Genomic DNA, 20,495 nt, shown 5'->3' with positions numbered 1-20,495 from the left:
CAGGCTGATAACGCGTGCTGAGCTGTAACAAGCGCTATGGCTCTGCGCGCTACAGTGACCGATGCGAGCCGCGTCTGCACACGCATCAATGTTGCCGGTGACGGGCTACTCGATCCCCAGCTTGCGGATCTTGTAGCGCAGCTGACGGAAGCTCAGGCCGAGCTTTTCGGCGGCGCGGGTGCGGTTCCAGCGGGTGGCTTCCAGCGCATCGACGATGGCCTGGCGCTCGAGGGCCTGCATGCGGGCTTCCAGGGACTGGCCGTTGTCGGCTGCCGGGGTGCTGTCCGGAGCCGCTGGCGGGGCGGCAGGCGCCGGCTCTGCCGCGCTCGGCGCGGGGCTGGGTGCGGGGGGGCCGTGGGTGTCAGCTGCAGGTCGGCTGTGGTGATGTGCTCGCCTTCGCAGAGGGTGACGGCGCGCTCGAGGATGTTCTCCAACTCGCGCACGTTGCCGGGGAAGTCGTGCGTCATCAGCTTCTGCATGGCCTCGGGCTCGATATGCGGTGGGCGGCTGACGTCGTGACGACGCGCGATATCGTCGAGGATGCGCTCGGCAAGCAGCGGGATGTCGTCGGCGTGGTCGCGCAGCGCCGGCGTGTGCACGGCGACGACGTTGAGACGGTAGTAGAGATCCTGGCGGAAGCGGCCGTCGGCGACGCGCTGGCCGAGGTCGACATTGGTGGCGGAGATGATGCGGACGTTGACCGGCACCTCTTCGCCGGCGCCCACCGGCCGCACGACCCGCTCCTGCAGCGCGCGCAGCAGCTTGACCTGCATGGTCAGCGGCAGCTCGGCGATCTCGTCGAGGAAGAGGGTGCCGCCCTCGGCCTGCCGGAAGAGGCCGGGGTTGTCGCGGGTCGCACCGGTGAATGCGCCGCGGACGTGGCCGAAGAGCTCGCTTTCCATGAGTTCGGCCGGGATGGCGCCGCAGTTGACTGGCATGAAGGGGCCGTCGCCGCGGCTGCTCTGCTGGTGCACGAGGCGGGCGACGCGCTCCTTGCCGGCGCCGGATTCACCGCTGATGTGCAGTGGCGCCTGGCTGCGCGCGACGCGTGCGATGAGCGCGCGCAGCTCCTGCATCACTGGCGCTTCGCCCAGCAGCTCGCTGTTGTCGCCGCCTGCGGCCGGGGTGTCGCCGGGCAGGCGCAGCGCCTCGAGGACCAGCTTGCGCAATTGCTCCAGCTGCAGCGGCTTGCTGACGAAGTCGAAGGCCCCTGCCTTGAGGCTGTCGACCGCGGCCTGGGCGTTGCCGTAGGCGGTGATGACGGCTACAGGCAGGTGCGGATGGTGGCGCTGGATGTGCTCGACCAGGCTGATGCCGTTGCCGTCCGGTAGCCGCATGTCGGTAAGGCAGAGCGCGAAAGTCTGCTCGCCCAGTCTGGTCTGCGCCTGGGCGAGGGTCTCAGCGGTGATGGCCTCGAGCTCCATGCGGCCCAGCGCCACGCCCAGAAGCTCGCGGATGTCCTGCTCGTCGTCGACGACCAGCACCTTGGCCCGGCTCATGCGGCGACACCCCGCGTGGAGGCGGGGATGTGCATGACGAAGTGGGCGCCGCTGCCGCTCCCTTCGCCCTGCAGGCTGAGCTGGGCGCCGTTGGCTTCGCAGAGCGTGCGCGCCAGATAGAGGCCGAGGCCGGTGCCCAGGGTGGTCGTGGTGAAGAAGGGCTCGAAGATCTGCTCGGCCATGCCGGCGGCGACGCCGGGGCCGTCGTCGTGCAGGTGCAGCAGCACCTGGCCGCCGGCGGGCTGGGCGCGCACGCGGATGCTGCGCGCCCCGTGCTGCACGCTGTTGCGCCAGATGTTGTGCAGGATGCGGCAGAAGTGCTCGCCGTCGAAGTGCACCAGCGTGCTGTCGTCGAGATAGTCGATATCCATGTCCAGCCGGATGCGTCGGGCGCTGTCGCTGTCCCCTTCCTGGAAATGACGCTGAGCGCGCTGCAGCAGTTCGCGCAACGGACGGCTGTCGGGCTCGGGTGCCTGACCGCGCCCGATCTCCAGCACGTCGCGGACGATACCGTCGATGCGGGTCGTGTGCCGCTCGATGACGTTGCGCAGCGATGCCGCCTCCTCGCTGTCGCGGCTGGCTTCGAGCAACTGCGTGGCCTGTGTAATGGCCGACAGCGGGTTGCGGATTTCGTGCGCGATGGAGGCCGACAGCCGGCCGAGGGCGGCGAGCTTCAGCCGCTGCGCTTCGTCGCGGGCGCGGCGGGCGTCCTCCAGCAATATCAGCACCGGCGCGTCGTCGGCGCGGCCCAGCGCGGTGTAGCGCAGCATCAGCTCACGATCGCCGACGCGTAGTGGCGTTGCCGGGGACTGCCCACTGCGCCAGCGAGTGAGATCGGCCGCCAGCGTCGGTGCGAGCTGGCGCAGGTCCTGCCCCATGAGCGGCCCGGGCGCGGGCAGCAGCGCGCGCGCGGCGTCATTGAGCGTGCGGATGCGCAGGGCCTCGTCGACGACAAGTACGCCCGAGCGCATCGTGGTGACGATGGTGTCGTTGATGCGCGACAGATCGGACAGCGCCGAGCCGGCCTGCGCGGCGCGCACTTCGCTGCGCCGCGCGCGGACCGACACGGTGCTGGCGGCGATGGCTACGACGAAGAGCACCGCACCCAGGGCGCCGGCCTGACTGAGGGTGGCCGCATTCCAGTCCTGCGGGTACTGCCGCCACAGCTCGGTGCCGAAGAGGGTCAGCGTGCCCAGCGCCGCCGATAGTGCCGCCAGCCGCGGCTTCACCAGCATGGCGTAGCCGAGGGTTGGCACCAGCAGCAGCATGCCCAGGCCGCCGCTGATGCCGTGGCTCGCCACCAGAAGTCCGCCCACCGCAGCGAGATCCGAGGCCAGATGCAGGCTCAGCTGATGCTCGAAGGCGGGCTGGCGTGCGACGTAGCCGATCATCAGCAGACTGCCCGCCGCGAACCAGGCGTAGGTCATCGCCTGGAACAGGGCCGGTTGCCGCAGGCCGACGAAATCCGGCGCCAGTCCGCTGAAGAAGACCGCGGCCAGCACCGGCGCGAGCACGAGCCGGTAGCCGCACAGCGCGCGCAGGATGCGCCAGTCGTCTGCGCTGCGCTCAGTCGCTGCCATCGGTGCTTCGGCAGGCGCGGCAGCGCAGGCTTTCGTCGAGCTGGTTGCGCTCGACGAAGGTGCCGCAGCCGCTGCAGGCACGCAGATCGGTGACCCCCTCGGCGCGCTCGTCGCGCACGGGCTCCCGCTGCGGGATTAGTGAGCGGACGCCACGGTAAATGAGATAACCGATGATCAGGAACAGCGCAAGACGGAGCATGACGAGGGAAGGCTGAAGATAATTCGGGTATTGTGCGCGCTGCGTGATTGTCGTGAAAATCCGCAGATGCCGCGCGAGGCGCGGTGCATCACAGAACCAGGGAATCCGCATGAATCTGCACGAATACCAGGCCAAGGAGCTTTTCGAGCGCTACGGCGTTCCGGTGCCCAAGGGCAAGCTCGCTGATCAACCCAATGCCGTACGCGCGGCCGCCAAGGAACTTGGCGGCCGCGTTGTCGTTAAGGCCCAGGTGCACGCCGGGGGGCGTGGCAAGGCCGGCGGCGTCAAGCTGGTCGACGACCCCGAGGCCGCTTCCGACGCCGCGCAGGCGATGCTCGGCGAGCGGCTGGTCACGCCGCAGACCGGCGCCGACGGCTTGCCGATCGGCAGCGTCTGGGTGGAGCAGCCCTCCGACATCGCCCGCGAGCTGTATCTGTCGGCGCTGGTCGATCGCGGCACCGAGCGGGTCGTCTTCATGGCCTCGCCCGATGGCGGCATGGACATCGAGGAGGTCGCTGACAAGACCCCCGAGCGCATCCGCTCGGTGCAGGTCGACCCGGCCGCCGGCCTGATGCCCTACCAGGCACGCGAGCTCGGCTTCTTCCTCGGGCTGGACAAGGATCAGGTCGGCCAGCTGACGCGCATCATGGACGGGCTCTACCGCATGTTCATCGAACAGGACGCCAGCCTGGTCGAGATCAACCCCTTGATCGTCACCGACGGCGGTGATCTGCGCGCCCTCGACGCCAAGCTCAACTTCGATGACAACGCGCTCTATCGGCACAAGGACATCGCCGCCATGCGCGATCCCAGCCAGGAGGACGAGCGCGAGCGCATCGCCCTGCAGCACGATCTGAACTACGTGCCGCTGGACGGCAACATCGGCTGCATGGTCAATGGTGCCGGTCTGGCCATGGCGACCATGGACATCATCCAGGTACACGGCGGTGCGCCGGCGAACTTCCTGGACGTCGGCGGCGGTGCGACGGCCGAGCGCGTGACCAATGCTTTCAAGCTGATCACCAGCTCCTCGGATGTGCAGGCGATTCTGGTCAACATCTTCGGCGGTATCGTCCGCTGCGACCTCATCGCCGAGGGCATCATCGAGGCTGTGAAGCAGGTCGGCCTGAAGGTGCCGGTGGTGGCGCGCCTGCAGGGCACGAACATGGAGAAGGGGCAGGAGCTGCTGCGTAACAGCGGGCTCAAGATCACCCCGGTGGACGATCTCACCGAGGCGGCGCAGACGGTCGTCGCCCTCGCGAAGAAGGAAGGCTAGCCGTGAGCATTCTCGTAGACAGCAAGACCAAGGTCATCTGCCAGGGCTTCACCGGCAAGCAGGGCACCTTCCATTCCGAGCAGGCGCTTAGCTACGGCACCAATCTGGTCGGCGGCGTCAGCCCCGGCAAGGGCGGCGGCACGCATCTCGACAAGCCGGTGTTCAACACCGTGCACGATGCGGTGCGTGAGACCGGCGCCGAGGCCTCCATGATCTATGTGCCCGCCGCGGGCGCGGCCGACGCCATCCTGGAAGCCGCCGACGCTGGCGTGAAAATCATCGTCTGCATCACCGAGGGCATCCCGGTGCTCGACATGGTGCGTGTCAAGGCGGCGCTGAAGGCCTACCCGGATACGGTGCTCATCGGGCCGAACTGCCCCGGCATCATCACGCCGGACAGCTGCAAGATCGGCATCATGCCCGGTCATATCCACCAGCAGGGCCGCGTCGGCATCGTCTCGCGCTCGGGCACGCTGACCTACGAGGCCGTCTGGCAGACGACGCAGAAGGGGCTGGGTCAGTCCACCTGCGTCGGCATCGGTGGCGATCCGGTGCGCGGCATGGGCTTCATCGAGTGCCTGGCGCTGTTCGAGAAGGACCCGCAGACCGAGGCCGTCATCATGGTCGGCGAGATCGGTGGCACCTCCGAGGAAGAAGCGGCCGAGTACATCAAGTCCGAGATGAGCAAGCCCGTGGTCGCCTACATCGCCGGCGTTACCGCGCCGCCCGGCAAGCGCATGGGCCACGCCGGCGCCATCGTATCCGGCGGCAAGGGCACAGCCGACGACAAGTTCGCCGCGCTTGAAGCCGCGGGCGTGGCCACCGTACGTTCCCCGGCCGACCTTGGCAGCGCCATCGCCAAGGAGCTGGGCGTCTGAAGAAAGCGCCGCAGCGCATCCGCCGATGAGCGAGCCGCTGCGTATCGCCGTCGCGCAACGCCCCTTCCGGGTGGGCGATGTCGACGGCAACGCCGGAATCATTATTGCCGAGGCTGCGCGCGCGCGCGATGCGCTCGGCGCGCAGCTCGTCGTCTTCCCTGAGCTGGCGCTGGTGGGCTATCCGCCCGATGACCTGCTGCTGCGCAGCGGTTTGCCGGCGCGGGTGCCTCCGGCGCTGGAGCGCATCTCGGCGGAAGCGCAGGGCATCAGCATCGTGCTCGGTCACCCGCATTTCGAGGCCGACGGCAGCTGCCGCAACGCCGCCAGCGTTCTGCGCGACGGGGAATGCATCGGGCGGACTTACAAGCAGGCGCTACCCAATTACGGAGTCTTCGACGAGAAGCGGCACTTCACGCCGGGCGAGCACACGCTCTGTTTCGACTGCGGCGGGCACCGCATCGGCCTGCTGGTCTGCGAGGATCTCTGGGTTCCGGGGCCGGCGGCGCAGGCCAAGGCCGATGGCGCCGAGCTGATCGTCAGCATCAATGCCTCACCCTTCACGGGCGGCAAGGCGCAGCAGCGCGGCGAGATCCTGCACGCCCGTGCACGCGAGACGTGTTTGCCGCTGCTCTACGCCAATCTGGTGGGTGGCCAGGACGACCTGCTCTTTGATGGCGCGTCGCGCTCGGTCGACGGCGATGGCCGTGCCGGCTTCCAGGCGCCGGCCTTTGTCGACGATCTTTATGCGCTGGATTTCGACGGCCGTCGGCTGAGTGGCCTCATCTGGGAAGGCGAGGAGCGCATCGCGGTGCTCTGGCGCGGACTGGTGCGCGCGGTACGAGACTACGTCGACGGCAACGGCTTCCCGGGCGTGATCATCGGCCTGTCCGGTGGCATCGACTCCTCGGTGGTGGCGGCGCTGGCGGTGGACGCGCTGGGTGCGGAGCGCGTCCACACGGTGGCCATGCCGTCGCGCTATACGGCGGATATGTCGAACAGCGATGCCGCCGAGCAGGCGCGCCGCACGGGCTGCAGCCACGAGGTGATACCGGTGGAGCCCGCCTTCGAGGCTTACAGCGGCATGCTGGCCGAGAGCTTCGCCGGCCGCTCGCCCGATGTCACCGAGGAAAACCTGCAGTCGCGCATTCGCGGCACGCTGCTGATGGCGCTGTCCAACAAGTTCGGCAAGGTGGTGCTCACCACCGGCAACAAGTCGGAGATGGCAGTGGGCTATGCCACCCTCTACGGCGATATGTGCGGCGGCTTCGCGCCGCTCAAGGATGTCTACAAGTGCGACGTCTGGCGGCTGGCGCGCTGGCGCAACCGTGCGGAGGAGGTCATCCCCGAACGCGTCATCGAGCGCCCACCCAGCGCCGAGCTGCGCGCTGACCAGATCGACGAGGATTCATTGCCACCTTATGCGGTGCTCGACGAGATCCTGCGGCTCTACGTGGAGGAGCAGCTGGCGCCGGACGCCATCGTCGCGGCCGGCTTCGAGGTCGAGATCGTACAGCGCGTCACGCGCCTGGTGCGCGGTGCCGAGTACAAGCGCCGGCAGGCGCCGCCCGGTCCGAAGGTGACGCCGGTGGCCTTCGGGCGCGACCGGCGCTTTCCGATTACCGCGAGCTACGACGCGCTCTGATCCGCCGCATCGGCGGGCAGCGCCTGCGGAGCACGCGCGCGTTCGCTGGGATCTTCCTGGAGTTCCTGTGTTTCGCCGCCGAAGGGCCACAGCCAGTGCCACCAGGGACGGCTGGGCTCGACCGGCACGCGTTCGGCGCGCACGGGCTCGACTCGCGCGAGCAGCTCGCGCGCCTTCTCCGCCTGCTCGCGCAGGCCCAGTTCGGCGTAGGAGCGTGTCAGCATCTCGATGGCGTCCAGCGCTGCCGGAGCGCCCGGATAGGTGGCGACGATGTCCTCGGCGCGCCGCGCCGCGGCCAGCCAGGCGCCGCGGTCGAAGTAGTAGCGCACGACGTGCATCTCGTTCTGCGCGATGCGGTTGCGCAGATAGACCATGCGCTGGCGCGCGTCGGCGGCGTATTCGCTGTCCGGAAAGCGCCCGATCAGCTGCGAGAAGTCGTCGAAGGCGCGCCGCAGCGGGCCGACATCGCGCTTGGTGGTGTCCACCAGCTCGGAGCCGTCGAAGAAGCTCTTGTTGCGCTCGAAATTGATCATGCCGCGCAGATAGAGCACGTAGGGAATCGCCTCGTGCCGCGGGTGTTCCCGCATGAAGCGATCCGCCGCGGCCAGCGCCTGCTCGGGCTGGAAGCTGCGATAGAGCGTGAAGATGCTCTCCAACTGCGCCTGCGTGGCGAAATCCGAGAAGGGGTAGCGGCTGCGCAGGCGGTCGTAGCGCTCCTGTGCGCCCATGTAGTCGCCACTGTCGAGGCGCGAGCGAGCGTCGCGATAGATCTCGTCGGCTTCCATGCGCAGTTCGCGCTGGCTGAGCCGGTCGTCTTCGCGGAAGGGGTTGTCGGTGACGCTGGGCGGCGTGTTGCCGTCGCTGGCGCAACCGACGAGCGCCAGGCTGATGCACAATAAGGAGATGCAGCCGCGGGCACTCCGTAGCAGGGTCGAGAACTTCATAATGGCGCCGCTTTGATGGAGCAATCCCGCAGTATATCGGAGGAAGCCGAGGTGCCTGAGGCACTGGCCGGTAAGCGCTTGGACGCCGTGGCGGCGCGTCTGTTCCCCGACCACTCGCGGGCGCGCTTGCGCGGCTGGATCGAAGAGGGCGCACTCACCTGTAACGGGCAGGCCGCCGTCCGCCCGCGCGACGCCGTGGCGGCCGGTGATCGGCTCTGCATCAGCGCGCAGCTGGCGGTGCCGGAGGCCGCAGCCATGCAGCCGCAGGACATCGCCTTCGATGTGCTGCACGCCGACGACGACATCATCGTGCTGGACAAGCCGGCCGGGCTGACCGTGCACCCCGGCGCCGGCGCGCCGGACGGCACGCTGCAGAACGCGCTGCTACATCGCTTTCCGGACCTTGCGGCGTTGCCGCGCGCCGGCATCGTTCACCGCCTCGACAAGCTGACCAGCGGCGTGCTGGTGGTGGCGCGCACGCCGACGGCGCACACCGCGCTCGTGCGCATGCTGCAGGCGCGCGACATTGGCCGCGAGTATGACGCGCTGGTCTGGGGGCGACTGGTATCGGGTGGGCGCGTCGACGCGCCCATCGGCCGCGACCCGCGCTCGCGGCTGAAGATGGCCGTGACGCGCGGTGGGCGCGAGGCCGTCACGCACTACCGCGTCCACGCCCGTTTCGGCTGGCACACCCATCTGCGCGTGACGCTGGAAACCGGCCGCACCCATCAGATTCGCGTGCACATGCAGCACATCAAGCATCCCATCATCGGCGACGACAGCTACGGCGGGCGGCGCGGCCACGGCCGCGGCATTCCCGAAACGCTGCGCGAGGCGCTCACCGCCTTTCCTCGCCAGGCCCTGCACGCGCGCCGCCTGCAGCTGAAGCATCCGACTAGCGATGCTGTCATGGCCTTCGAGGCACCTTTGCCGTCTGATCTGGCAGCGCTGCTGGCGCAGCTCAAGCACGACTCTCCCGACCGTGGGGACTGACCCTGGCATTGAGCTCATCCGGCCGGATTGGTCGGCGCCACAGGCCGTTCAGGCCTGCATGAGCACGCGTGTCGGCGGTGTCAGCCAGGGACCCTTTGCGCGCCTGAACCTGGGAGCGCTGACCGAGGATGACCCGGCCGCTGTAAAGGACAATCGCGAGCGCCTGCGGCGCGCGGCCGCGCTGCCCGGCGAGCCCTCCTGGCTCCGGCAGGTACACGGCCGGCGCATCGTGGCCCTCGACGAGATGCCGGCGGGCGGCTCACCGCCCGAAGCCGACGGCGGCTGGAGCGCGGCCGGCGCGGTGTGTGCAGTGCTCGCCGCCGATTGCATGCCGGTGCTGCTCGCGCGTCGCGACGGCGGCGCGGTCGCTGCGGTGCACGCCGGATGGCGCGGCCTGGCCGCGGGTGTGCTGGAGACGGCGCTGGCGGCGGTACCCGGCGCTTCCCAGGATTGGCTGGCCTGGCTCGGGCCGCGCATCGGTCCGGCGCATTTTCTCGTGCGCGAGGATGTATTGGCAGCCTTTCCGGATGCCGTCTTCGCGTTCCGCGAAGCAGGGGATGGTCAATGGCACGCGGACCTGGCTGCGATCGCTGCCCGGCGTCTGGGCGCGCACGGCGTCGCCGTGCATGACAGCGGCCTGTGCACGGCCGCCGATGCGCAGCGCTTCTTCTCGCATCGCCGGGACGGCCGTTGCGGGCGCATGGCTGCCTTGATCTGGCGCCGGCGCGACGCGGGCTGAGCGTCGTTGTTGCCTTGCGGTGCTGTGTAGCCATCTGCTACAACCCTTCGCAAGGGAAGAGTGTGCGACGAGAGACAACAGACCACGCCGTGACGCCGCGATGGAAGCGCAGCGATCGGCTCACAGAGTTCGGAGCAAGAATGTCTGCAAGCATCGGGGGTTATGGCGTGCGTGCGCTTCGGAGCGCGCTGCTCGTTTCGGGGGTCGCGGGGTGCCTGATCAGCACGTCCGCAGGGGCAATCCAGGTTCCGGTGGGGGACATCACCACGATCTCCTTCCAGAACCTGTTCACAGCGGGTGCCGCTTGGCGCATGCAGAAGCGCGATCCGTCACTGGTCAGCAAGTCGACGCTGAATCCGGGCATCTGCGTCGAGCGGGTGTCGGGCGATTTCGACGGGCCGGGCCGCAGTTTCATGGGGGATACCTGCAATTCGACGCAGGATGATCCCCAGTTTGGCGACGCCAACCAACGTTACGTGCAGGAGCCGGGCTCCTTTGGTCCCAACGCCGACAACGGCAACACCAACTTCGACCAGTACGACATCGTCAGCGCTGCCGCCAAGCTGCAGTCGGACATCAGCTTCAATCTGAATGTCGGCGGCATCGACTTCGATTTCTTTGCGCGCACGCTCTTCCTCTTCGACGAGAACTACGTCGACTTCGACGAGACCAATCCGGACACGACGCACTTGCCGCCCAGGCGCGCGCTGTCCAGCGCCGCGCGTAGCCGCCTCGGCGCCAGTTCTCAGATTCTCGACGGCTTCGTCAAGACCAATCTGCCCTTCATCGGTGACCGCCAGCTGACGCTGACCGTCGGTCGCCAGGTCATTAACTGGGGCGAGTCGGCCTTCCTGGTGTCGAACAGCCTGAATTTCATCAACCCGCCCAATCAGGCGCTGCTGCGCGTGCCCGGCTTCGACATCGCCGAGCTGCTGCGCCCGCAGGGAATGGTGAAGGCGCAGACGCGGCTGTTCGGAGATCTGTCGCTGGAGGCCTTCTACCAGTACGAGTTTCGCCCGGTCGTCACCGATCCGGTGGGTAGCTTCTTCTCGCAGAGCGACATCGTAGGCGACGGCGGTGAAGTGGCCATGCTCGCCTTCGGCAAGGCGCCGGAAGATCCGATGCAGCTCTATGAGCCCTATCGCAACCCGGAAGACCCGGCCGCAATCCTGGGTTCCACCTCCTCGCGTGCCGCGCTGCGCGACTACGAGGAAGAGAATCGTCGCGAGCCGGACGACGGCGGCCAGTACGGCGTTGCGCTGCGGCAGTTCTTCCCGGACTTCGTCGGCGGTACCGAGGTCGGCCTCTATTTTGCGAACTACCACAACCGTTTCCCAGTGGTGAGCGCGCGTGCCGCGGACGCAACTTGTGTGGGGCAGCCGGCGGACGACCAACTCGTCGCCGGGATCCTCGATGGTCTGGCGAGTTCGCCGCTGGGCGGGCTGCCGACCGCGCCCCTGACCAATATCGCCAGTCTGGTGGCGTCCTGTCAGGTGCCGCTGGGTAATCTTGCGGCTGCGACCGGCGCGGGTGACTTCCAGCCGGCTGGGCGCGAGGGTTTGCCGCTGGATACCGCCCGCGTTTTCCTGGAGTATCCGGAGGACATCCAGCTCTACGGCCTGTCCTTCAACACCAACATCGGCGGCACGGCCTTCTCCGGCGAGTACGCCTACCGTCCGAATCTGCCGACGCAGATCCATTCCACCGATCTCGTCTTCGCGGCGTTGCAGCCCGCCTTTCCGGAAGAGGACTACAACGTCGGCATCGCCACCCTGCCGGGGCGGCGCACTGCGGTTCCGGACTTCATCTCCCAGTATCGCGGCGAGACGATCGAGCCGAATCAGTACATTCGCGGCTACGAGGAGTTGAAGACAGGGCAGCTCAATCTGAATTTCATCCGCTTCCTCGGCGGCAGCCAGAATCCCTTCGGGGCGTCTCAGGTCGTTCTGCTGCTTGAGGTGGGCTTGCAGCACGTCATCGACATGCCGGGGCTGGACGAGCTTCAGTTCAACGGCGGGCAGGCCGATACGCATATCTCGCACGGCGCCGACGGCACTCGCGGCATCCAGCCGCCCGATCTGCGTGGCACGGAGCCGGGTGACCCGGACAATCCGGACAACTTCCAGCGCCGTGGCCGCCAGAACCCGACCGCCATCAGCGATCGCAGCACCTTCGGCACGGATCTTTCCTACGGCTATCGCGCCGTCATCCGGCCGACTTACAACAATTTGCTCTTCGGTGCCAACGTCAGCTTCCTTGCGGCGTTCTTCCATGACGTGCACGGCACGACGCCCGGCATCGGCGGCAACTTCATCGAGGGGCGGCGCCAGATCATTGCCGGTACCTCCTTCGATTTCCTGAACGCGTTTCAGGGGTCGCTGCGCTACACTTGGTTCACTGGTGGCGGTAAGCGCGACCTCCAACGTGATCGCGACAACATCCAGTTCTTCCTCGGTTATCAGTTCTAATCCGGGGAGCTGTTCGCACTATTCCGACAAGCGGTCGGCCCTGAGCCGGCCCATACAGGTGGAGACATGACAGGAGCATTCTCCGGGCCGCTGGTGCGGCTCCTCGGTCCCGTTCTGCTGATGGCGGGGGTGAGCGCTGCGCACGCGCAGGCGGGCGGCAAGGTTGATTACGACGCTCTGCCGCCACAGCCCTATCCGGCCGAAATCATGCCGAGAGCCGATAAGGATCTGGCACTCGATATCACCTGGACCGGTGAGCGCTATCTGGCCGTCGGTGACCGTGGCCATGTTCTCGTTTCCGAGGCGGGGCGCGACTGGGTGCAGGTGAATGTGCCCGTGCGTGCGGCGCTGACCTCCGTGCACTTTGTCGACTCGCAGAACGGTTGGGCGGTCGGCCACGACGCCGTCATCCTCCACACCACCGACGGCGGCGAAAACTGGCAGATACAAAACTTCGAGCCGGAACTGGAGGAGCCCTTCCACGACGTGCTCTTCTTCGACTTGCAGCGCGGCGTGGCGATTGGCGCCTACGGGCTCGCCTATCACACGAGCGACGGTGGCCAGAGCTGGTCCGAGCTGGAGGCGCCGGCGGTTCGCGGCGACGAATTTCATCTCAACGACATCATCCGGCTGACCGACGGGCGCCTGATGATCGTGGGCGAGTACGGGTTGCTGGCGGTAGCCGACGATCTCGACAGCGAATGGCGACGGCTCCAGCCGCCTTATTCCAGCTCGCTCTTCGGAGCCCTGCCGCTCGACGGCGGCGGCGCGCTCATATACGGGCTGCGCGGTAACGCCTTCATTTCCCGCAATCTGATGCTGGTCCCCGACATCGATCCGGATTTCGATCCCGTACTCGGTACCGGCGGCGTGGAACTTACCGGTGCCGGCTGGGAGCCGGTGGCCACCGGCACGACCAATTCCTTCTTCGGTGGCGTCGCCCTCGAGGCGGGCGGCTTCGCGCTGGTCGGCCTCAACGGGCAGGTCGTACGGCTCGACAGTGATGGCACGCTGCGCGACGCGCGTCGCACCGAAAGCGAGAGCCCGCTCGCCGGCGCACAGCTCGGCCCTGAACGCGATCTGCTGCTGGTCGGCGAAGGCGGCATCGAGCACATCGACCTGCGCTGAGCGACGGTCAGCGCACCTCCACCTGTAACCGCATAAACAGTCTAGAAGGGATCCCGGAACATGGCCGCCGAATCGCAGGGCAACCCCACCACCGAGAAGATCCTCAACTTTCTCGTCCCCATCATCTATGGCCCCCGTGTCCTGATCGGCATTGTGCTGCTCTTGATGACGGCTTTCTTCGGGTACCAGACCGCGCAGGTCCGTCCGGATGCGGGCTTCGACAAGTCGATCCCGCTCGAGCACCCCTACATGGAGGTGTACAAGCAGTACGAGCAGCAGTTTGGCGGCGCTAACCAGGTGCTCGTTGCCCTCATTCAGAATGGCGAGAAGGACATATATAACGAGAAGTTCCTCGGCACCCTGAAGGAGGTGACGGACGAGGTTTTCTTCCTGGAGGGGGTCGACCGATCCCGGGTGTCCTCGCTGTTCACTCCCGATGTGCGTTACCTGGAAGTCGTTGAGGGCGGTTTCCAGGGCGGCAACGTTATTCCGGCGGATTATCAGCCGACCGAAGAGATGTTCCAGACCGTGCGCAACAATGTTGCACGTGCTGGCATCGTCGGCCGTTACACCACCGAGGACCAGTCCGGCGCGATGATCTACGCCGAGCTGATCGAGACGGATCCGGTCACCGGCGAGAAGCTGAACTATTCCGAGGTTGCCGATTCTCTTGAGGAAATCCGGACGAAGTACGAGGATGAGGACATCGATGTCCACATCATCGGTTTCGCGAAGGTGGTCGGCAACGTCACCGACGCGACCATGGAAGTCATCGGCTTCTTCCTGCTCGCGCTGTTCGGCACCGCGCTGGCGCTCTGGTGGTACACCGGCAGCGGCATGCTGGCCACGATCTCGCTGGTCGCCTCCATCATCGCCGTGATCTGGGAGTTCGGGCTGCTGCACAGCTTCGGCTTCGGGCTCGATCCCTTCGCCATTCTGGTGCCATTCCTCATATTGGCGGTGAGTACTTCGCACGGTGTGCAGTACACCAACACCTGGGCCGACCAGGTGTTGAAGGGGATGAACAGCTACGACGCCTCGGTCGAGACATTCCGGCGTCTGGCCATCCCCGGCACGATCGCGTTGATCACCGACATGACGGGCTTCCTGACGATCCAGTTCGTGCCCATCGACATCGTGCGCGAGATGTCGTGGAACGCCGCCTTTGGCATGTTCGCCGTCATCATCACGAACAAGGTGCTGCTGCCGATCTGGCTGTCGTACGTCACGCTGAAGAACCCCGAGAAATGGGGCGAGAAGCGTCAGAAGAAGATGGAGGCCAGCGACAAGCTGTGGCGGCCTCTGACGATCACAACGCAGACGCCCATCGCCGCGGCATTGCTGGTGCTGGCTGCCGTGGTGCTCGGCGCCTCCTGGCATCTGCAGGGCGACCGCATCATCGGTGACGCCGACGCGGGTGTCCCCGAGCTGCGACCGGATTCGCGTTACAACCAGGATTCGCGCGCCATCGCGAACAACTTCGAGATGGGGACCGACATCCTGCGCGTCATCGCAGAGACCGATCCGGAGGCCTGCATCCAGTACGACGTCATGGAGCAAATCGACCGCTTCGGTTGGCATATGCGCAACGTCGACGGTGTGCAGTCGACGGTGTCTCTGCCGCAGGTCGCGCGACAGGTAAACGCGGCCTTTTCTGAGGCCAACCCTATGTACAGCGTGCTGCCGCGCAACCGTTACACCATGGTGCAGGCCATCACGCCGGTTCCGACATCCTCCGGTCTGCTGAATCCGGACTGCTCCGCGATGGCCGTGCTGATCTTCACAGAGGATCACAAGGCCACCACCATCGACCGCGTGTTGCAGGCGGTTGAGACCTTCGATAAGCAGAATGCGGAGGCCTATTTCGAAGTGGCCGAGCACGACGTCGACGCCGAGTACTGTGACGCCCGTACCGAGGCCCGCCGCGAGATCGGTCGTCGCGAGCAGCAGCTTGTCCAGATGAAGGTCGAGATGGGCGCGACCGGAATGTCCGAGGTCGACATGGAGGCAACCGATCGTTACCAGGCGCAGCAGAAGCGTATTGAAGAGGCTGAGCAGGCACACGCCGAGTACGACAAGACCTGTCCGGTGAACTTCGCGTTGGCATCCGGCAATGTCGGTGTGATGGGCGCCACCAATGAGGTGGTTCACCAGCGCGAGTTCGCGACGATCTTCTGGGTCTACGTCACGATCACGATCTTCCTGTTGATCTCCTACCAGACGACCGCGGCGGTGATCGCGGTGGTGACGCCGCTGCTGATGGTCACTTTCTTGGCCAATGCGCTGATGGCCGTCTTCGGCATCGGTCTCAAGACGGCGACATTGCCTGTCGTGGCCCTGGCGGTTGGTATCGGCGTCGACTACGGCATCTACATCTACGACGTCATCCAGCGCGAGGTCATGCAGAACGGCAAGACGCTGCGCAACGCCTATCTGGCCACGCTGCGTCAGACCGGCAAGGCGATCGTCTTCACCGGCGTCTGTCTCTCCGGTGGCGTGGCGACCTGGCTGTTCTCCGACCTACAGTTCCAGAAGGACATGGGCCTGCTGCTGGTCTTCATGTTCTCCGCGAACATGCTGGGCGCGGTCATCCTCTGTCCGGCGCTGTGCCGCTTCGTGCTCCCGCTGAACAAGGAAGCCGAGCAGGCCGAGCGAGAGGGCAAGGTGCCGCTGGAAGGTTGATCGAGAAGCCGCGGGCCGGCGTCCGTGCCGGCCACTAAGCAAACGAAGAGGCGCCCTCGGGCGCCTCTTCGTGTTTCCGGTCTGGAGTAGCCGCTTCCTTAGAGGTTGTTTGCATGTTTTTCCTTTATGGCGAGATTGCCGTTGCAAGGCAGGTCCTTGCTCCGTTCTGATCGCGTGCTCCGCGCTTCACATTGACGGCGTTATCGGCAGCTGGCGCGCGACCGGTGCGGGTGCCTTTTGTTCGGCATAGTCACGAAAACCGGGATCTAGGTGTATCCGCGACGTTCAGCGGATTCGGGGCTGTAGCGCGGAGATCCCGCGCCACCAGGTCAGGCTGACGCTCTCTGGCGGCACTGTGCCCCTACGTCGCCCCAGCCCGCGTGCACGTTCGGCCCGCATTCGCAGCCGGGCAACACGTTCGCCACCAACCCTCCCGCCATCGACGATAAGATTCGCGTGAATGCGGGGTTGTTCCCGGCTGGGGCAGCATGCCTGTGCTGGGGCAGCCAAGGTCGCTTGCTCGACGCCTCGGAGGGGGTACGATTCTTGATGGAGACGATGCGTTTGACGCGTGAGCTCTGTCGTCACTTCCGCGCGGACGGTGAGGCATTGCGCGGACTTGGTTGCGATTGGGGCATGGTCGAGCGGGTTCCACTGGAATATGTCGTGCTCCACTTCCGAAGCAATGGAGCGCACCTTGATCGTTGATCGAACGGAGTTCCTGCGTCGTCTTTCCACTGTGGAGACATCGGATCGACCGTGTCTGAGCGTGGTTGTGCCGGTGCTCAACGAGCAGGAGGCGATCATGCCCTTCCTGGAGCGACTTGATGCGAGCCTCGCTGACGTCGCGGCGCGTTTTCCTGAGGTGTCCACCCGCGAGATCATCTTCGTCGATGATGGTAGCCGGGACGCGACGTTGATGGCCTTGGTGCAGTCGAGTCGTCGCTTCCAGGGGGTGCGAATTGTTTCGCTCACTCGCAGCTTCGGCAAGGATGTCGCTTTGTCGGCGGGCCTTGACGTGAGTCGCGGGCGTGCCGTTATTCCGATGGATGTCGATCTGCAGGATCCCCCGGAAGTGATCGTGCAGATGGTGAAGAAGTGGCTGGGTGGCGCCAAGTTGGTCAACGGTGTTCGTGCCGATCGCAGCAGCGATACTTTCCTGAAGCGATTCTCAGCATCGCTGTTCTACCGCATCTACAACCGCTTCGCCGACGTGCCTATTACTGCTGAGGCTGGTGATTTCCGGCTGATGGATCGGGAGATTGTCGATATCCTTCGTCAGCTGCCGGAGCGGGTCCGATTCATGAAGGGCCTCTATACGTGGACCGGTTATGAAGCAGCAGAAGTTGCCTACACGCGGGAAGCTAGGGCTTCCGGACGCACGAACTGGAGCATGTGGCGACTGTGGAATTTTGCCCTGGACGGCATCACCGGTTCGACCACCGTACCTTTACGCATCTGGACTTATTTCGGGGCAGCCATCGCTCTCGCCTCCTTCATCTACGCGATGTTTATCGTCGTCAGCACCTTGGCGTTCGGTCGCACAACTCCCGGCTACGCATCGCTGATCACCGTTGTGCTTGTGCTCGGTGGTATCAACCTGATCGCTTTGGGCGTACTCGGCGAATACATCGGTCGCATCTTTCATGAAGTAAAGCGGCGCCCCCTGTATGTCGTAGAGACGAGCTTCGGCTTCGACGATGCGACAGAGGGTGATGACTGATGGAAGAGGCTGCGTACGCGGCCTTGGCCGCTGAGGAAGCGGGTTACTGGTGGTATCGAGGTCGTCGGGCTGTTGTTTCAGCGCTGATTCACCGTCAGAGGTTTGGTAATCGCTCCCTGCGCATTCTCGATGCAGGCTGTGGGACCGGCGGGAATCTGGCTTTTCTCGGGACGTTCGGAGAGGTCGATGCCTTCGAGCCGAACGCGGGTGCATGCCGGATGGCTGCTCGCGTCACGTCGGCGCGGGTGTTCCGGGGCCGCCTCCCTGACGAGCTTGACCGTCTGGCGGAGAGTTATCAGTTGATAACGCTCCTCGATGTGCTGGAGCATGTCGGTGATGATGTGGCCGCGCTTACAGCGCTAGGACGACGGCTCTCGCCGGATGGTCGGCTTATTTTGACGGTTCCGGCTTATAGCTGGCTGTGGTCCGGGCATGACGTGCTCCACCACCATAAGCGCCGATACACGGTAGCCAGTCTTCGGGCCGCCATTAGCGCGGCTGGTATGGATGTGATCCGCATCGGCTATTTCAATTCACTGCTGTTCCCTCTGGCGTTGATGCACCGGATTTGGTTGCGTACTGGCAGTTATCGGGATGCGATTCCGACGAATCCACCATTACCGAAATGGTTGAACGAGTGCTTCGCCGTTCTTTTTGGTTGTGAGCGCTATATCCTTGGATGGTTGCCATTCCCCTTCGGTCTTTCAATCTACGCGGTTGTGGCGATACAGGATTGAAGGCTCTGGACGGGACGATCCCGCGCTTTGTAGCCATCGGATTGATGGCAACTCTGTTGCATGTTTGCATTGGAGCAATCGCCGGGACCAGCCTGAGGTTGTCTCCGGCTGCGGCGAATCTTTCGGGCTTTGTGGTGGCGACGGCATGGGGGTATCTCGGCAATTTCTACTGGACCTTCGCCGCGCGCACCGCGCATGTATCGAGCATCGGGCGCTTCGCATTGCTCGCGGTGGCCACGCTCGCATTGTCCTCCGCCATTGTCCATATCGTATGTGAGCGATTCGGGCTGCCGTTGTTTGGTGCGCTGGCGCTCGTTGCGGTGCTAGTGCCACCGGTGAACTACGTGATCGCACGGTTCTATGCGTTCAAGGTTCGCCCCGAAGAAACAGGTTCCCCTGGCGGATGGCTGGAAATTGCGATTTTGGTCGCTACGGTCGGCATCGCCTTTTGCTTCTACGCGGGAACGACCTTCAATCACGATACCAGCTGGTACTTCATTGCAACCGCAAGGTGGCTGGACGGTGCGACTCTCTACCGCGACATCATGGAGATCAATCCGCCACTGGCCTTCTACCTGACCGCTCCTTCCATCTGGCTGAGCAAGGCGATCAGTGGGTTGACTCACGAGGCCGCCTACGCAGCTTTCATGGCTGTCATATGTATGGTTTCGCTGCTCTGGGCTCGGAGGCTTCTCATCCAGACGACGGGCCCTCTCGTGCACTTCGTCATGTTGGGCGCGGTAGCAGCGGGTTTCCTGGTGACCCCGATCTCGGTGTTCGGTCAACGCGAACACCTCATGGCCGTCTTCTCTCTTCCGTACGTGCTTGCCGTTGCCCTCAACGCGGATTGCGGGAGGTGGGAGCGTGTGTTGCTTGGTCTTTATGCCATGCTTGGCTTGGCGCTCAAGCCCTACTTCCTCGTGATCCCGTTGTTCCTGGTGAGCCACGATCTTGTGAGAACACGAGGCGCAGGGCGCGTTCTGAGGGCAGAGCACGTGGCGATCGGGCTAGGTTGTCTGGCGTATCTGCTCGCGATTGCCCTGTTGCACCCGCGCTATCTGGAAACGATCGTACCGATGGGGCGACTCGTGTATGACGCATACCGGGCATCGTTCGAGCAGGTGCTGCAGGTGTCTGCGGTGATAGGGGCGTTGCTCGCTACGCTTGCCTATATTCAATCCCGCTTTCCATGCGAGGAGAAACGTAAAACAGCGGAAAGTTTGCTGGTGGTGGTCGCCGCGACGCTGCTCGCGTACCTGTGGCAGGGGAAAGGCTGGGTGTATCAGTTCATCCCGGTCAACATCTACTTGGGAATCCTGATCGCCTGGCTGTGTGTCAGTGCCTCGCCGCGCCCAAAGAAGCAGGCCCCGCGTGTGCTAGTACTCGCGCTCGCTGCAATGGTTGCGTTGTCACCTGCTCTGCGCGGCCCCTACCACTCCCAGATGGCGCAGGTCTTCGGTCGATTCCTTGCCACGGACGGATCGCAAAGCAGCTTTGTTTTTCTTGGCGCCCATGTATGGGGCAGTTATCCGATGGCTAATACGCATGATGCCGAGGTCACTTCTCGGTATTCCGCACTCTGGCTCATTCCAGGAGCCGTCCGGCAACTGTCGAAAGAAGAGCCGGTTCCCGAGGATCGTCGTGAGGCGCTCCTCGGGGTTCTCGACTTTGCGCGCACCTCGACGATCGAGGATTTTCTTGAAGGTCGCCCACAGGTGGTTATCGTGGATGTGCGATCGCGCAAGACCTATTTCGACGGGACGGACTTTGATTACCTGGCGTTCTTTCAACAGGATCCACGCTTCGCGGAAGCGTGGCGGGACTATAGATTGATCGAAACCCTGCATGGATTCGAAGTCTGGCGTCGGAGTTAGCGGGCGAGCGCCAAACGCTGCCAGAGTGTCAACTTCGTGTCGGGGCGCGTTGGCACACTGAGCCATTGGCGGCCCAAACTGCGGGCAGCGGGAGCGGTTACAGAGACGTCGGGCAGGGGCCAGGTTTTCCGCC

The 20,495-nt window shown here is 65.1% G+C and carries 14 protein-coding genes and 1 pseudogene; 11 read left to right on the top strand and 4 right to left on the bottom strand.

The window, feature by feature from the left end; translation table 11 throughout:
- Positions 1 to 105 precede the first annotated feature (105 nt).
- From U743_RS19790 to U743_RS14040, 3 genes and pseudogenes are all read right to left on the bottom strand, one after another.
- A pseudogene (locus U743_RS19790) lies at positions 106 to 1,499 on the bottom strand (sigma-54-dependent transcriptional regulator).
- Positions 1,496 to 3,079: an ATP-binding protein gene (locus tag U743_RS14045; protein ID WP_043769099.1), complete on the bottom strand. Its 1,584-nt coding sequence runs from the start codon at positions 3,077 to 3,079 to the stop codon at positions 1,496 to 1,498. The pseudogene U743_RS19790 and the gene U743_RS14045 overlap by 4 nt, the downstream one beginning before the upstream one ends.
- Positions 3,066 to 3,278 carry a hypothetical protein gene (locus U743_RS14040; protein WP_156966452.1) on the bottom strand — a complete coding sequence of 71 codons (213 nt, stop codon included), beginning with the start codon at positions 3,276 to 3,278 and terminating at the stop codon, positions 3,066 to 3,068. The genes U743_RS14045 and U743_RS14040 overlap by 14 nt, the downstream gene beginning before the upstream one ends.
- Positions 3,279 to 3,387: 109 nt before the next feature.
- Here U743_RS14040 and sucC point away from each other — a divergent pair, with 109 nt between their 5' ends.
- The 3 genes from sucC to U743_RS14025 are packed head-to-tail and all read left to right on the top strand — an operon-like array spanning position 3,388 to position 7,074.
- Positions 3,388 to 4,554: an ADP-forming succinate--CoA ligase subunit beta gene (sucC, locus tag U743_RS14035; RefSeq protein ID WP_043769096.1), complete on the top strand. Its 1,167-nt coding sequence runs from the start codon at positions 3,388 to 3,390 to the stop codon at positions 4,552 to 4,554.
- Positions 4,555 to 4,556: 2 nt separating this feature from the next.
- Positions 4,557 to 5,432: a succinate--CoA ligase subunit alpha gene (gene sucD, locus U743_RS14030; protein WP_043769094.1), complete on the top strand. Its 876-nt coding sequence runs from the start codon at positions 4,557 to 4,559 to the stop codon at positions 5,430 to 5,432.
- Positions 5,433 to 5,457: 25 nt separating this feature from the next.
- Complete coding sequence (locus tag U743_RS14025; RefSeq protein WP_043769092.1) at positions 5,458 to 7,074, top strand: NAD+ synthase; 1,617 nt, start codon at positions 5,458 to 5,460, stop codon at positions 7,072 to 7,074.
- Here U743_RS14025 and U743_RS18265 read toward each other — a convergent pair.
- Positions 7,059 to 8,018 carry an outer membrane protein assembly factor BamD gene (locus tag U743_RS18265; RefSeq protein WP_052368209.1) on the bottom strand — a complete coding sequence of 320 codons (960 nt, stop codon included), beginning with the start codon at positions 8,016 to 8,018 and terminating at the stop codon, positions 7,059 to 7,061. The genes U743_RS14025 and U743_RS18265 overlap by 16 nt on opposite strands.
- Before the next feature lie 15 nt (positions 8,019 to 8,033).
- Here U743_RS18265 and rluD point away from each other — a divergent pair, with 15 nt between their 5' ends.
- The 8 genes from rluD (at position 8,034) to U743_RS13980 (ending at position 20,362) form a co-directional block, all read left to right on the top strand.
- Positions 8,034 to 9,011 carry a 23S rRNA pseudouridine(1911/1915/1917) synthase RluD gene (gene rluD / locus U743_RS14015; protein ID WP_043769091.1) on the top strand — a complete coding sequence of 326 codons (978 nt, stop codon included), beginning with the start codon at positions 8,034 to 8,036 and terminating at the stop codon, positions 9,009 to 9,011.
- A gap of 58 nt (positions 9,012 to 9,069) precedes the next feature.
- Positions 9,070 to 9,750, top strand: coding sequence for a peptidoglycan editing factor PgeF (gene pgeF / locus U743_RS14010; protein WP_232226795.1), 681 nt, complete (start codon positions 9,070 to 9,072; stop codon positions 9,748 to 9,750).
- Between the two features lie 140 nt (positions 9,751 to 9,890).
- Positions 9,891 to 12,218: a DUF1302 domain-containing protein gene (locus U743_RS14005; protein WP_084191570.1), complete on the top strand. Its 2,328-nt coding sequence runs from the start codon at positions 9,891 to 9,893 to the stop codon at positions 12,216 to 12,218.
- Positions 12,219 to 12,284: 66 nt separating this feature from the next.
- On the top strand, positions 12,285 to 13,346 hold the full coding sequence (locus tag U743_RS14000; protein WP_052368208.1) for a WD40/YVTN/BNR-like repeat-containing protein: 1,062 nt from the start codon (positions 12,285 to 12,287) through the stop codon (positions 13,344 to 13,346).
- A gap of 60 nt (positions 13,347 to 13,406) precedes the next feature.
- Entirely contained in the window at positions 13,407 to 16,028 is a 2,622-nt protein-coding gene (locus U743_RS13995) for an efflux RND transporter permease subunit (RefSeq protein ID WP_052368207.1), read from the top strand.
- 697 nt (positions 16,029 to 16,725) lie between these two features.
- Positions 16,726 to 17,751: a glycosyltransferase family 2 protein gene (locus U743_RS13990; RefSeq protein ID WP_198022054.1), complete on the top strand. Its 1,026-nt coding sequence runs from the start codon at positions 16,726 to 16,728 to the stop codon at positions 17,749 to 17,751.
- Positions 17,751 to 18,488 (top strand): class I SAM-dependent methyltransferase, encoded by a 738-nt coding sequence (locus U743_RS13985; protein ID WP_043769086.1) that lies wholly within the window; start codon positions 17,751 to 17,753, stop codon positions 18,486 to 18,488. Before U743_RS13990 ends, U743_RS13985 begins: the two co-directional genes overlap by 1 nt.
- On the top strand, positions 18,485 to 20,362 hold the full coding sequence (locus U743_RS13980; RefSeq protein WP_043769084.1) for a GtrA family protein: 1,878 nt from the start codon (positions 18,485 to 18,487) through the stop codon (positions 20,360 to 20,362). Before U743_RS13985 ends, U743_RS13980 begins: the two co-directional genes overlap by 4 nt.
- The last annotated feature ends 133 nt before the right edge of the window (positions 20,363 to 20,495 follow it).

Source organism: Algiphilus aromaticivorans DG1253 (genome assembly GCF_000733765.1).
GTDB classification, from domain to species: Bacteria; Pseudomonadota; Gammaproteobacteria; order Nevskiales; family Nevskiaceae; genus Algiphilus; species Algiphilus aromaticivorans.
This window is presented reverse-complemented; position numbering and strand designations above follow the sequence as displayed.